Annotated in this window: 16 protein-coding genes; 2 read left to right on the top strand and 14 right to left on the bottom strand. The window is 60.0% G+C overall.

The annotated features are described in order from the left end of the window. Both hemW and C0V76_RS01125 read left to right on the top strand, forming a co-directional pair. Positions 1–1209, top strand: coding sequence for a radical SAM family heme chaperone HemW (hemW, locus tag C0V76_RS01130; protein ID WP_101940523.1), 1209 nt, complete (start codon positions 1–3; stop codon positions 1207–1209). A 148-nt stretch (positions 1210–1357) separates the two neighbouring features. Next, positions 1358–1849 carry a GNAT family N-acetyltransferase gene (locus tag C0V76_RS01125; protein WP_101940522.1) on the top strand — a complete coding sequence of 164 codons (492 nt, stop codon included), beginning with the start codon at positions 1358–1360 and terminating at the stop codon, positions 1847–1849. Between the two features lie 63 nt (positions 1850–1912). Here the strand turns inward: C0V76_RS01125 and C0V76_RS01120 are convergent, their stop codons facing one another. The 14 genes from C0V76_RS01120 to rpmH form a co-directional block, all read right to left on the bottom strand. After that, on the bottom strand, positions 1913–2704 hold the full coding sequence (locus tag C0V76_RS01120) for a polysaccharide lyase family 7 protein (RefSeq protein WP_101940521.1): 792 nt from the start codon (positions 2702–2704) through the stop codon (positions 1913–1915). A 17-nt stretch (positions 2705–2721) separates the two neighbouring features. After that, positions 2722–3120 (bottom strand): hypothetical protein, encoded by a 399-nt coding sequence (locus C0V76_RS01115; RefSeq protein ID WP_101940520.1) that lies wholly within the window; start codon positions 3118–3120, stop codon positions 2722–2724. Positions 3121–3150: 30 nt separating this feature from the next. Next, on the bottom strand, positions 3151–3483 hold the full coding sequence (locus C0V76_RS01110) for a cupin domain-containing protein (RefSeq protein ID WP_101940519.1): 333 nt from the start codon (positions 3481–3483) through the stop codon (positions 3151–3153). A 322-nt stretch (positions 3484–3805) separates the two neighbouring features. Then, positions 3806–4660 carry a ParB/RepB/Spo0J family partition protein gene (locus C0V76_RS01100; RefSeq protein WP_101940517.1) on the bottom strand — a complete coding sequence of 285 codons (855 nt, stop codon included), beginning with the start codon at positions 4658–4660 and terminating at the stop codon, positions 3806–3808. Positions 4661–4673: 13 nt separating this feature from the next. After that, positions 4674–5444, bottom strand: a complete 771-nt coding sequence (locus tag C0V76_RS01095; RefSeq protein WP_101940516.1) for a ParA family protein — start codon at positions 5442–5444, stop codon at positions 4674–4676. A gap of 4 nt (positions 5445–5448) precedes the next feature. Further along, a complete protein-coding gene (gene rsmG / locus C0V76_RS01090) occupies positions 5449–6075 on the bottom strand; it encodes a 16S rRNA (guanine(527)-N(7))-methyltransferase RsmG (protein ID WP_101940515.1) in 627 nt (208 codons plus the stop codon). Beyond that, positions 6072–7979 (bottom strand): tRNA uridine-5-carboxymethylaminomethyl(34) synthesis enzyme MnmG, encoded by a 1908-nt coding sequence (gene mnmG / locus C0V76_RS01085; protein ID WP_101940514.1) that lies wholly within the window; start codon positions 7977–7979, stop codon positions 6072–6074. Before mnmG ends, rsmG begins: the two co-directional genes overlap by 4 nt. A gap of 141 nt (positions 7980–8120) precedes the next feature. After that, positions 8121–8873: a TSUP family transporter gene (locus C0V76_RS01080; protein ID WP_101940513.1), complete on the bottom strand. Its 753-nt coding sequence runs from the start codon at positions 8871–8873 to the stop codon at positions 8121–8123. Positions 8874–8897: 24 nt separating this feature from the next. Continuing rightward, entirely contained in the window at positions 8898–9230 is a 333-nt protein-coding gene (locus C0V76_RS01075; protein ID WP_101940512.1) for a hypothetical protein, read from the bottom strand. A gap of 1 nt (position 9231) precedes the next feature. Continuing rightward, positions 9232–10584, bottom strand: a complete 1353-nt coding sequence (gene mnmE / locus C0V76_RS01070) for a tRNA uridine-5-carboxymethylaminomethyl(34) synthesis GTPase MnmE (RefSeq protein ID WP_101940511.1) — start codon at positions 10582–10584, stop codon at positions 9232–9234. Continuing rightward, positions 10559–12286, bottom strand: coding sequence for a membrane protein insertase YidC (yidC, locus tag C0V76_RS01065; protein ID WP_101940998.1), 1728 nt, complete (start codon positions 12284–12286; stop codon positions 10559–10561). The genes mnmE and yidC overlap by 26 nt, the downstream gene beginning before the upstream one ends. 42 nt (positions 12287–12328) lie before the next feature. Continuing rightward, positions 12329–12538, bottom strand: a complete 210-nt coding sequence (yidD, locus tag C0V76_RS01060) for a membrane protein insertion efficiency factor YidD (protein ID WP_101940510.1) — start codon at positions 12536–12538, stop codon at positions 12329–12331. Continuing rightward, positions 12535–12936: a ribonuclease P protein component gene (gene rnpA / locus C0V76_RS01055; protein ID WP_254048164.1), complete on the bottom strand. Its 402-nt coding sequence runs from the start codon at positions 12934–12936 to the stop codon at positions 12535–12537. The genes yidD and rnpA overlap by 4 nt, the downstream gene beginning before the upstream one ends. A 2-nt stretch (positions 12937–12938) precedes the next feature. After that, on the bottom strand, positions 12939–13073 hold the full coding sequence (gene rpmH / locus C0V76_RS01050; RefSeq protein ID WP_018604832.1) for a 50S ribosomal protein L34: 135 nt from the start codon (positions 13071–13073) through the stop codon (positions 12939–12941). Positions 13074–13276: the final 203 nt, after the last annotated feature.

Raw genomic sequence — 13276 nt, 5'->3', positions numbered from 1 at the left:
ATGTCCCGCACCATCCCGATCATTCCCCGCGCCGCTGCCGCACTGAAAAGCCACGCCCCGCAGCTTTCCGCGCCGCCGCCGCTGTCGCTCTACATCCACTACCCGTGGTGCGTGAGGAAGTGCCCATATTGCGACTTCAACTCGCACAACGTGAAAGACACGGGCATTCCGGAACAGGCCTATGTCGACGCCCTGCTGCGCGACCTTGAAACCAGCCTGCCGCGCGTGTGGGGCCGCCGGGTGCACAGCATCTTCATCGGCGGCGGCACGCCCAGCCTGCTCTCGCCGGAAGGCCTCGATCGCCTGCTCACCACCACCCGCACCCTGCTGCCGCTGGAGCCCGACTGCGAGATCACCCTGGAGGCCAATCCCGGCACCGTCGAATCGGCGCGTTTTGCGGCCTTCAGAGCGGCCGGCGTGACGCGGGTGAGCGTGGGCATCCAGAGCTTCAATGAAACGCACCTGAAGGCGCTGGGACGCATCCACGACCGTGTCCAGGCCATTCAGGCCCTCGAAGCGGCCGCGACCCACTTCGACACCTGGAACGCGGACTTGATGTACGCCCTGCCACAGCAGACGCTCGCCGAAGCCGAGGCCGATCTGGCTCAGGCGCTGCAATTCGCCCCGCCTCACCTCTCCTGCTACCACCTCACGCTGGAACCCAACACCCTCTTCCACCGCGACCCGCCCAGCCTGCCGGACGACGAGACCTCGGCGGACATGCAGGAAATGATCGAGGCGAAACTGGCGGAGGCCGGCTACAACCACTACGAAACCTCGGCCTTCGCCCAGGCGGGCCATAAATGCCGCCACAACCTGAATTACTGGCGCTTCGGCGACTACCTCGGCATCGGCGCCGGCGCGCACGGCAAGCTCTCAGACCATCTGGGCGTGCATCGGCAGATGCGTCACAAGCATCCGAATACCTACCTCGAACGCAGCGCGCAGGATGATTTCATTCAGGAACAGCACACCGTGGAAGCCCACGAGCTGCCCTTCGAATTCATGATGAATGCCCTGCGCCTCACCGAAGGCGTGCCGCGCAGCCTGTTTCAAGAACGCACCGGCCTGCCGCTGGACGCCATCGAGGACAAGCTCATCGGTGCCCGCCAGCGCGGCCTGCTGGAGATCACCGACAGCCTGATCCGCCCCACCGAACGCGGCCAGCGCTTCCTCAATGATTTGCTGGAGCACTTTCTGGCGCATTGACCTTGTAGGGACAGCCTGTGCCCGCGAGAATGCTGGTTCGCGGCCGCAGGCCGCTCATTGAATTATCAAGTCACGTTCTCGTAGGGCCGACTTCAGTCGGCCGTTACGCTCCGCGTGCAACCGAAGTCGCGCCTACAAGATCAACACCATGACCGATACCGACGAACCCTTGCACGAAGTCAGCACCCGCGATTACCAGCCCGCCGACGCACCCGCGCTGGCTGCGGTCTATCGCACCGCCATTCTTGAAACCGGCCGCAGCGCCTACAGCGCCGAGCAATGCGCCGCCTGGGCCGCCACAGCCGACGACGCCAGCGCTTGGGCCGCCCGCCTGCAGGACAACTGGGTGCGCGTGGCGGTGGATGAAGAAGGCGAGATCGTCGGCTTCGGCGGCATCCTGATGCCGGGCCAGATCGATCTGCTCTTTACAGTTCCGGACGCTAATCGTCAGGGCATCGGCAGCCTGATCCTCGAAGACCTGCTGGAGCTGGCTACCGCCATGGGCGCGAAGAAGGTCACGGCGATTGCCAGCGAACTCTCGAAACCCTTCTTCGAGAAGCACGGCTTCAAGCTGGTGGAGAGCGGCGAACACGAGCGCTGCGGCCAGAGTCTCACCTGCCACAAACTGGTGAAGGGCTAAACGCTCGGGAATCAGCAGGTCGTAGGTGCGACTTCAGTCGCACATGGCGGGTTGAAACCCGCCCTACATTTCAATCCGCTGGATCAGCACTTCCGCATATGCCTCAGGTGCATCGTAACGCCGCGCATCCCAGCCCTTTTTCTCGCACACCGCGTTGGGTTTGCCGTAAGCGTCCAGCTTGCTGCAGGCCTGGATATACACCCCGACCTTGAAGAAGCAGGCGCCCACAATACTGGTCGGATCAAGCCGTGCGGCGACCTGTTTTTCAAGGCCACTGACGAGGTTGCGGTAAGTCACCTGCACTGCACCCTTGTTCACTGCCACCTTCACCCGCATCGGCTGGCCGAGGGTATAGGCCGCATCCAGCACTTCGCTCTGCGCAGCATCGTTCCACAAGAGTTCGATGCGGCCGGTATCGGTGCTGCCGTTAGCACCGGCCGGGCCCACGTACTTGAACATCAGGTTGTCGTTTTTGGCATCGTGGATCTGGCCGATGGTGGCCTCGGGCTTGGCCGTGGTGGTGTGCAGCACGACTTGCTCCAGCTTCAGGTTGCGCGTATCGCCCAGGCAATCCCAGGCGGCTGGCCGTCCTGATTCATCCAGCTCACGCAACTCGGCGCGTGCGTAGGCGGTACTGCCACTGGTGCGCGCGCCACCGGCATTGGCCCGGAACAGGATGCCTTCGGTAGTCGGCGTGAACCAGGGCGGATTACGGTAGCCAGCCAGACGGGAAATTTCATCGGCTTTGCCGTCACCGTCGGCATCCAGCGGCAGGGTGAGCTTCCAGTGCCTCAGCTCGCTGGTTGTCAGCAGAGCTTGCTGTGCTGCAGCCGGACCGCAGATAGCGATCAGCATGCAGCACAGTGTGCGTTTCACTTGCGACGGGTCCAGAAATCCGTGCGCGGCCCCTTGGGGGTCGAGTATTCGTCGCGCAGCAGATCAGCATTCTCAACGCTCAGGCGGCTACGCGTGCTCCACTTGGTCGAAGGCAGGTAGAAGCCGATCTCCAGCACCTTTCCATCCCATTGCAGTTCCGGGATCTCGAAGTACTCATCGGCCTGCACGTCGCGGGCATACACGCACACTTCACGCCCCTTGGCACGGATCGAATAACGCACATTGAGCGGAGCAACTTCCCAGTTGCCGGCCAGACGGTTGTCGAATTTCTTGCCCGGCACGAAACAGGTGGGTTCGGGCAAAGGCGCAGCCTGTGCCGCAGCAAGGCAGGTCAAGGCAAGAAGAGCGAACAGGCGGTGGCGGATCATGGTCATCGAAGAAGGATTTTCAGGGCAGCCGCGATATTACCGCGCCGCGGCGACCTCAGCCGTACAGAACACCGCCAGCCACACACTGCGGGGTGCCGTAAAGACCACGCGATGACGACAAGCGGCAGGAATCAGCAGGGTGTCGCCCATCACCAGCGCCACCTGCTGGCCATCTTCATACTCCAGCACAGTCTGGCCGGCCAACAGCAGCAGCCATTCGTCCTCGGCCTGCTCGTACCAGAAGCCGGGCGGACTGACCTGACCATCCGACACGATGCGCTCAATGCGCAGGCCGGGGCGGGTCAGCAGGGTCTGGAAGTGCTCGACTTCGGTCGCAAGCGGCAACTCGTTCAACAAATTGGAAGGCATGGCACGGCCTTTTTACGCACAACATGGAGCACAGAAACGATTGCCTCACTTCGGCCTGCGGAAGCGCAACCAGCAACCCGAAATAACCAATCCAAGACCCATGACGGCGAGCGCTTGAGCGGCCATTTGAATGAGCGCTCCCGAGGCATCAGCGGGAACGACTCTTACGTAAGCATGCGGGGATGGGCTGGAAGAAAACCCGCGAGAAAGCCAGTCCAAGAATTCAATCAGCATAAAATCCAGCCCCAGCAGCAACAGGCCAGGCACCACAAGCAGCCAGCCCGTTCGTATCAGCCATCGCTCCATTCGGACGGACAGACCTTCAGGCTTGCAGCTTGCCGATCAGCCCGTCGAGCTGATCAAGGCTCGCAAATTCGATGGTGAGGCTGCCGGCGCCTTTCTTGTTGGCCTTGATCTTCACCACCGCGCCGAGCTTGTCGGCCAGCTCTTCTTCCAGCCGCGCCACATCGCGATCAGCGGCGGGCTTGGCCTTGAGGCTGTCGTCCTTGGGCTTGGTCTGGCTGTTCACCAGCTTCTCGGTTTCACGCACCGACAGGCGCTTGGCGACAACTTCGTTGGCGGTAAGGATCTGCTCGGCAGACGGCAGGGCGAGCAGGCTGCGGGCATGGCCCATTTCGATGTCACCGGCCATCAGCAGCTCCTGCACCGGCTTGGGCAGGTGCAGCAGACGCAGCAAGTTGCTGGTGGCCGGGCGCGAGCGGCCGACCGCATCGGCGGCCTGCTGGTGGGTCATGCCGAATTCGTCGATCAGGCGCTGAATGCCAGTGGCTTCTTCGAGCGGGTTGAGGTCTTCGCGCTGGATATTTTCGATCAGCGACATGGCCAGCGCGGCTTCATCCGGAATCTCGCGGATGATCACCGGCACTTCGGTCAGCTCGGCGATCTGCGCAGCACGCCAGCGGCGCTCACCGGCGATGATTTCGTGGCGGCCACCGGCGATAGGGCGCACGGTGATTGGCTGCATCAGGCCCTGAGCACGAATCGAGGCGGCCAGCTCTTCGAGCGAACCAGCATCCATGCGCGTGCGCGGCTGGTACTTGCCGGGCTGCAGGTCTTCAACGCGCAGGGTGGTGAGGTTGCCGGTGTCAGAAGGCAGCGCGTCGCCGCCGAGCAGGGCTTCCAGGCCGCGGCCGAGGCCTTTCATCTTGGGTTTCATGAGGAAATTCCGTTCAGATTGTCTTGATCCGCTCGATCATCTCGGCGGCAAATTGCAGATAAGCCTGCGAGCCCTTGGCGGCCTTGTCGAAGACCACACCGGGCATGCCATGGCTGGGCGCTTCGGCCAGACGCACATTGCGCGGGATGATGGCTTTGAAGACCTTGTCACCGAAGTGTTCTTCCAGCTGGGCCGACACCTGCTGGGAGAGCGTGCTGCGGGTGTCGAACATCACACGCAGCAGGCCAATGATCTTCAGGTCGCGGTTGAGCTTGGCATGCACCTGCTTAATGGTGTTCACGAGATCCGACAGGCCTTCGAGCGCGTAGTACTCGCACTGCATCGGGATGATCACGCCGTGAGCCCCGCAGAGGCCGTTCAGGGTGAGCATGGAGAGGCTGGGCGGGCAATCCACCAGCACGAAGTCGTATTCGCCATCAACAGCAGCCAGCGCATCTTTAAGACGCTTCTCGCGGTTATCCATCCCCACCAGTTCGATCTCGGCCCCCGCCAGTTCGCGATTGGAAGCCAGTACGTCGTAGCCACCGGATTCCGAACGCGCACGCGCTTCCGTAACGCTGTGCTGGCCAATCAGCACCTGATACACCGTGGAAGCCACGGTGCGCTTGTCCACGCCGGAGCCCATCGTGGCATTGCCCTGCGGGTCTAGATCCACCAGCAGCACACGCTGACCATGCGCGGCCAGCGCGGCCGAGAGGTTGACGGTGGTGGTGGTCTTGCCGACACCACCCTTCTGGTTTGCGACTGCGAAAATGCGAGCCATGAGGTCAGGTCCGGGTAAGGAAGAGAAGATGTCGTTCCGCCTCGACGCCGGGCACCTGCAGGCGGCGCGATTCACGCAGCTGGATGCCGGGCGGCAGGGCATCGAGTTCGTCCTGAGGATACTGACCCTTCATTGCAATCCATTCGCCACTTGGGGCGAGCAGATGGTCGGTCAGGCTGACGAAATCGTAGAGACTGGCAAAGGCGCGCGAGCTGATCGCCGGATACAGCTCGGCCGGTTTGAAATTCTCGACGCGCAGGTTGTGCACCGAGAGATTCGCAAGCCCCAGCTGGGCCTTGGCCTGCAGCAGGAAGCTGGTTTTCTTGCCAACAGTTTCGACCAGCGCCACCTCGCAATCCGGCCGGCAAATCGCCAGCGGAATGCCGGGCAAGCCACCGCCGCTGCCGATATCGGCGACGCGCGTCACATGGGCCAGATGCGGCAGGATGGAGAGCGAATCGAGCAAGTGCAGATCGATCATCGCCGCCTCATCGCGGATCGCGGTGAGGTTGTAGACCTTGTTCCACTTCATCAGCAGCGCGCCGTAGGCCAGCAGCTGCTCCTGTGTTTCTTCATTCAGATTCAGACCGAGCTGCTTGATGCCGGTGGCGAGGCGCTTGGCTGTGCTCATGCGCCCTCCCCTTTCACCGCACGTGCGGCAATCTCAAGCTTCTTCAGGTGAATCAGCAGCAGCGAGATCGCGGCCGGCGTGATCCCCTGGATGCGCGAAGCCTGGCCGAGGGTTTCCGGTTTGTGCAGGCGCAGCTTCTGCTGCACTTCATTCGAAAGCCCGCTCACCACGCTGTAATCGAGGTCCGGCGGCAGCACGGTGTTTTCCTGCCCGGCCGCACGCTGCACCTCTTCCTGCTGGCGCTCGATATAGCCCTGATATTTCGCAGAAATTTCAATCTGTGCAATGACTTGCGTATCCGTTTCGGGATTTTCCGGGGCCACCGACAGCGCCATCAGCGCGGCGTAAGTCATGTCCGGCCGGCGCAGCAGATCGAAGAAGCGGGTTTCGCGCTCCAGCGACTTGCCGAACGTAGCCTCGGCCTCACCTTCCGCCAGTTTGTGCGGAATCGCCCAGGTGGCGCGCAGACGCGCCGTTTCGCGCTCGATGGCCTCGCGCTTGGCGCTGAAGGCCGCCCAGCGGCGCTCGTCGATCAGGCCCAGGGCGCGGCCCTGTTCAGTCAGGCGCAGGTCGGCATTGTCTTCACGCAGGGAGAGGCGGAATTCGGCGCGCGAGGTGAACATGCGGTAAGGCTCGGTCACGCCGCGCGTGATCAGGTCATCCACCATCACGCCCAGATAACTCTCGCTGCGCGCCGGGCACCAGGCCGGCTTGCCCTGCGCCAGCAGCGCGGCATTCACGCCGGCGAGCAAGCCTTGCGCGGCGGCTTCTTCGTAACCGGTCGTGCCGTTGATCTGGCCAGCAAAAAAGAGACCGGCAATGGACTTGGTCTCGAAGCTGGACTTCAGGTTGCGCGGGTCGAAATAGTCGTACTCGATGGCGTAGCCGGGTCTCAATATGTGCGCGTTCTCCATGCCACGGATCGAGCGCACCAGCGCCAGCTGCACATCGAAGGGCAGCGAGGTGGAGATCCCGTTCGGATAGATCTCGTGCGAGCTGAGGCTCTCCGGCTCAAGGAAGATGTTGTGGCTATCCTTGTCCGCAAAGCGGTGGATCTTGTCTTCGATGGAAGGACAGTAGCGCGGGCCCACGCCTTCGATCACGCCGGTGTACATCGGCGAGCGGTCCAGCCCGCCGCGGATGATCTCGTGGGTTCGGGCATTGGTCTGGGTCACCCAGCAAGGCATCTGCTTGGGGTGCTGAGCGGCATTGCCGAGGAAGGAAAACACCGGCAGAGGATCGTCGCTGTGCTGCTCCTGCATCACCGAGAAATCAATGGTCTTGCCATCGATGCGCGGCGGCGTGCCGGTCTTCAGACGCCCCACCGGCAAGGCCAGCTCACGCAGACGATGGGAGAGCGAAATTGCGGGCGGATCCCCTGCCCGGCCACCGGAATAGTTTTCCAGGCCGACGTGAATCTTGCCATTCAGGAAGGTGCCGGCCGTCAGCACCACGGTCGGCGCCTCGAAGCGCAGGCCGATGGCAGTAACCACGCCAGTGACGCGCTCGCCCGCGACAGTGATGTCGTCCACAGCCTGCTGGAAAAGGGTCAGATTGGGCTGATTTTCGAGGCGGCGGCGGATTGCTGCCTTGTACAGAATGCGGTCAGCTTGAGCGCGCGTAGCGCGGACTGCCGGGCCTTTCGACGCATTCAGGATGCGGAACTGAATACCGCCTTCGTCCGTGGCTTCCGCCATGGCACCGCCCAGCGCATCTACTTCCTTGACCAGATGGCCCTTGCCGATACCGCCGATGGAAGGGTTGCAGCTCATCTGACCGAGGGTCTCGATGTTGTGCGTCAGCAAAAGCGTCTTGCTACCGGTACGGGCGGCCGCCAGAGCAGCCTCGGTGCCGGCATGGCCACCACCTACCACAATCACATCGAAACGTTCTGGATACAGCATCGGATCAAGTTCCACAACAGGGCTCGCAATGATACGCCGCGAGGGTTTTCGGGCCTAGTGGATAGATCTGTGGAAAAGCTGTGTGTAGCGCTGTATAAGCGCGGGACAACCCGAGGTTTCAGGTGTGTTTCACGTGAAACATTACTTGGCCAGATCCCAGCCCAGTTTCACGATAAGAACCGAAACCACCACAAGCAGGAGCCAGCGGATGAAATGATTGCCATGGCGTACGGCCAGGCGTGTCCCCACCTGTGCCCCCACTACATTGGCACAAGCCATGGCAAGGCCCAACTTCCACATTACGCCTTCATGCAATAGAAAGAAGCTCAGAGCAGCCAGATTGGTCGCGAAGTTCACCAGTTTGGCGCTGGCTGAAGCATGCAGCATATCCATACCGAACAGGCGCACAAAACCAAAGATCAGGAAACTGCCAGTTCCTGGCCCGAAAAATCCATCGTAGAAACCGATCCCTGCGCCCAGCAAACTAGCCAGCACACGAGGATGGCGCCGTTCATGTTCCACTCTGTTCTTGCCGAAATCAGGCTTGAACCAGGTGTAGGCACCAACCACGATCAATAGAATTAGCACCATCGGGCGCAAAGCCGCAGGCGGCAGAAAGGAAACCGTCGCTGCCCCTGAGGCAGCACCGATTAGTGCTGCAGCACTTGCTGGAAAGGCAAGTTTCCAGGGAATCGAAATCTTGCGCGAGTACTGCCAGACCGCACTGGCAGTACCCGCAATACTGGAAAGCTTGTTGGTGCCAAACAGCACCGGGATCGACATTCCAGGAAAGACTGCCAGCAACAGAGGCAGCTGAACCAGGCCACCGCCACCAACCACAGCATCAATCAGACCAGCAAGAAAAGCTCCGCAGAGCAGAAGCGCGTATTCCACTTAGAGTTGTTTCACGTGGAACATCTACTTCGCAGCAGCTTCTTTCTCTGCCCACAGCGCACGGGCAACAGCTTTCCACAACTCAGTGCCGTGAATATGCTCGCCCTCCTGCGCTCCCTCTTCCATGGTCTGAAACATCAATGCCACCAGACCATAAAACTTCAAACGGGCATGAGCCTCGAAATCAGTTGCCTGAAGATGCTGACCGATCTGTTCAGATTTGTAGCTCAGTGCTTCACGCGCAAGCTTGCGTAGCTCCGTGTGATTACTCCAGTCAACATTCAAAGCGATCAGGCAACGCGCTAGTTCGCTGGAAATCTGCAGAGCATCCGCCTGCTGGTTTTCAAGTTCAGACATATTACTTGCCTATACAGAAACGGGAGAAGATCACACCGAGCAGATCGTCGGCGCCAAACTCACCAGTAATGGTATTCACAGCTTCTTGAGCCAATCTCAATTCCTCGGCCAGGAGATCAAGCTGTTTCACGAGTTGCAAGGCCAGACTCACATGCTCAGCAGCCTCGCGCAAGGCAATCAGGTGACGCTCACGGGCGAGATACACATCTTCGCCATGTGACTCCCAACCTGCAATCTGCAACAGGGTCTGACGTAGTAGTTCTACACCACTCCCCTGCTTGGCAGACAGCCACACACCTGTTCCACCTTCGAGTACATCCTTGCGAGGCGACTCACCATTACGGTCAATCTTGTTGAAAACCCAGATTACCGGCACACCTGCCGGCAAGCGAGCATCAATCTGATGGTCAGCCGTCGTGATGCCGACACCAGCATCCACCATGCGCAGGATGACATCTGCGCCGGCAATCTCTTGCCATGAACGTTCGATACCAATCTTCTCGACCACATCCTCGGTCGTACGCAAACCCGCCGTATCAATGATGTGGAGCGGAATACCCTCGATCTGGATGGCTTCACGCAGCACATCGCGGGTCGTGCCGGCCACGTCTGTAACGATGGCCCGATCCTCACCCGAAAGCTGATTGAGCAGGCTGGACTTGCCCACATTGGGCTGACCCGCCAGCACCACCTGCAGTCCCCGGCGCAGCAAGCTCCCTTGTTTGGCCCGAACCAGGATCGATTGCAGCTCGACACCCAGCGCTTCAAGACGTGGAATCGCTCGCGCAGCTTCCAGGAAGTCGACTTCCTCTTCGGGAAAGTCCAGCGTGGCTTCGACCAGCATGCGCAGATCGACCAGCTTGTCGCACCAGGTATGGATTTCGCCAGAGAAACGCCCAGACAGAGAGCGCACGGCTGAACGCGCAGCCGCGCTGGTCGTCGCATCGATCAGATCTGCTACACCCTCAGCCTGAGCCAGATCGAGGCGTTCGTTCAGAAAAGCTCGGCGGGTGAATTCCCCAGGCTCGGCGATTCGCGCTCCGAGTTCCACACAGCGTGCGAGTAGCATCTGCATGACGACCGGACCACCGTGACCTTGCAGCTCAATCACGTCTTCACCGGTATAGGAATGCGGCGCAGGAAAATACAGCAGCAAGCCCTGATCGATGGCTTGCGTATGCGCATCAAGGAAATTGGCCAGCGAAGCGTGGCGAGGCTTGGGAGAGCGCCCGGTGAGGGTCTGTGCAAAGCCGGCAAGATCCGGGCCGGACACCCGGACCACGCCGATCCCACCGCGACCGGGAGCGGTCGCGATGGCGGCAATTACATCACTTTGCTGGCTTGGCACCTGCATTCTCGATGGACCGTGTGATGTACCACTGCTGTGCGATCGACAGCACGTTGTTGAGCACCCAGTACAGCACCAGACCGGACGGGAACCACAGGAACATGAAGGTAAACATGATCGGCATCAGCATCATCACCTTGGCCTGCACAGGATCCGGCGGCGTCGGGTTGAGCTTGGTCTGGATCAGCATCGTCACGCCCATGATGATCGGCAGCACGAAGTAGGGGTCCTTCACCGACAAGTCAGTAATCCAGAATTCCCAGGGAGCCTGACGCATCTCGACCACGCCCAGCAGCACCCAGTACAGCGCGATGAACACCGGCATCTGCACCAGAATCGGCAGACAGCCACCCATCGGATTGACCTTCTCAGTCTTGTAGAGCTCCATCATGGCCTGATTGAGCTTCATCTTGTCGTCCTTGTAACGCTCCTGCAGCGCCTTCATGCGCGGCATCACGTTCTTCATCTTGGCCATGGACTTATAGCTGGAAGCAGACAGCGGATAGAAGGCCGCTTTGAGCAACAGGGTCACGATAATGATGGCCCAGCCCCAGTTACCCACCAGCTTGTGGATCACGGACAGCACCCAGAACAGCGGCTCGGCAATCACGGTCACCCAGCCATAATCCACCACCAGATTGAAGCCGGGGGCGAGTGCCTTGAGTTTGTCCTGCTCCTGCGGGCCAACATACAGCGGTACCGACAGCTTAGCGGTCTGACCAGCTGCAGCAGTCAGCGGCAGTTTGATGCCAGCACCAAACACACCCTCGGAAATCTTGTGGGTATAGAAATCGCGTTGCAAGCCCTCAGCCGGCAGATAAGCGCTCACGAAATAGTGCTGCACCATGGCCATCCAGCCATCCTTGGCACTTTTCACATACTTGGCTTCATCCTTTGCGATCTTCTTGAAATCGATTTTCTGGAACTTGCCTTCCTGAGTGAATACAGCCGGACCAGTATAGGCACTCACCCCACCAAACATGCCACCACTACCTTCAGTAGCCTTGTCATCGCGCGCCAGCTGGAAGTAGGCCGTCGTGGCAAGCGGATTGGCTGAAGCGTTGTTTACTTCGTAGCTCACATCGATCAGGTAAGAACCGCGCTTGAAAGTCAGCACCTTGGTGACAGCCACGCCATTGACGGCTGGCGCACTCATGCGCAGCTGCACTTCATCCTTGCCATCCTGCAACGTGTATTCACCTGCCTTCAGTTCAAACAGGGTCTTGTGGGTCGGCAAACCTTCGCCAATCAAACCTGTGTTGGCGACATAGAAATGTGCGCCCTCTTCCTGCAGCACCACAAAATTCTTGCGGCTATCCTCTTGCTGAGAACCTTGACCAAAGATCGATTTGGCCAGATTCAGCCAGCTACGATGATCTTCGTTGGTCTTGTGTTGAGTCAGCTCGACACGAATGATGTCACCACCTTGAGCGGAAACCGTCGCGATCATCGTATCGGTCTTCACCACCGCCTTCGCTGCACTGGCATAGACGCCAATCTTGCTGTCGGTCGCACCGGGTACTGCACCGGCAGCTGGAGCATTACCAGCCGTAGCCGATGCCATCGGTGCCGGAATAGACCCATCCTGCGCAGCAGACTGGGCAGCTACTGGAACTTGCGGCGGATTCTTGTAGACCTGCCAACGCTCCCACAGCATGACCAGGGAGAAGGCAAAAATTGCCATCAGGATAAGACGCTTGAAATCCATCTGCATGATGAAGACTCGGGTGAGGGATGTTTGAAACCTGATTCAGGGAACCGGATCGTGGCCGCCATCGCACCAAGGGTGACAACGGGCCAGACGAAAGACCGCCAGTTTAAGGCCTTTCAGCAAGCCGTGCCGCTGCAAGGCTTCGGCCGCATAGGCCGAACAACTGGGGTAAAAACGGCAGCGACTGCCCAGCCACGGACTGACGAGATATTGATAGATCTTGATGAGCGCAAGCAGGAGTGTTTTCACTTCGGCAGACGCTTGAAGAGAGCAGCCAGATCCTGACGCAGATCGGCACGCGTTACGCCCAGCGCAGGAGCGTTGAGGCGCAGGATCAAATCATGGCGCGGCAAGGTTTCACGCGTATGGCGAAACCATTCGCGAGCCATGCGTTTGATCAGATTGCGCAGCACGGCGCGACGGGCCAGTTTCTTGGCCACGACGACACCGAGACGGGCAGTGGGGCTTTCAGAAGGACGGTAGTGGAGCACAAAGTAGCGCCCACGCACCGCCTTCCTGAAAGCAAAAACGGATGAATACTCATCCGTTTTGCACAAGCGATAGGCAGGTCTGAAAGACCGTGCCCCTGTCTGCGGTTGGACTGAACCGGCCGGTGCCAAGTGCAGCTCCGAACCCGCGACGAGCACGCTCAGACTGCCAGGCGATGACGGCCCTTGGCGCGACGAGCAGCAATCACCTTGCGACCACCCTTGGTGGCCATGCGAACCAGAAAACCGTGGGTGCGCTTGCGACGAACCACAGAAGGTTGATACGTGCGTTTCATGATCTTTCCCTAATCGAACTGATGCGGCGAACTCGCGATTAGATATTTTCTCAAGCGGTTTGTCAATAGAGACTTCCTTCAGCGGCGCAGTCTGCCTGTGGATAAATCTGGGGTAAAACTGTAGAATTCTCCCTCTTGGCACCAATCTTCCGCCACGCCGGAAGACACAGCCTGCAGCCCTTGCCGCACACGGCAGGGCTGGA

Origin of the sequence: Uliginosibacterium sp. TH139 (assembly GCF_002855595.1) — a bacterium.
Classification (GTDB): Bacteria; Pseudomonadota; Gammaproteobacteria; order Burkholderiales; family Rhodocyclaceae; genus Uliginosibacterium; species Uliginosibacterium aquaticum.
Note: the sequence above shows the minus strand (reverse complement) of the source record. Positions and strands in the feature narration are given on the sequence as shown.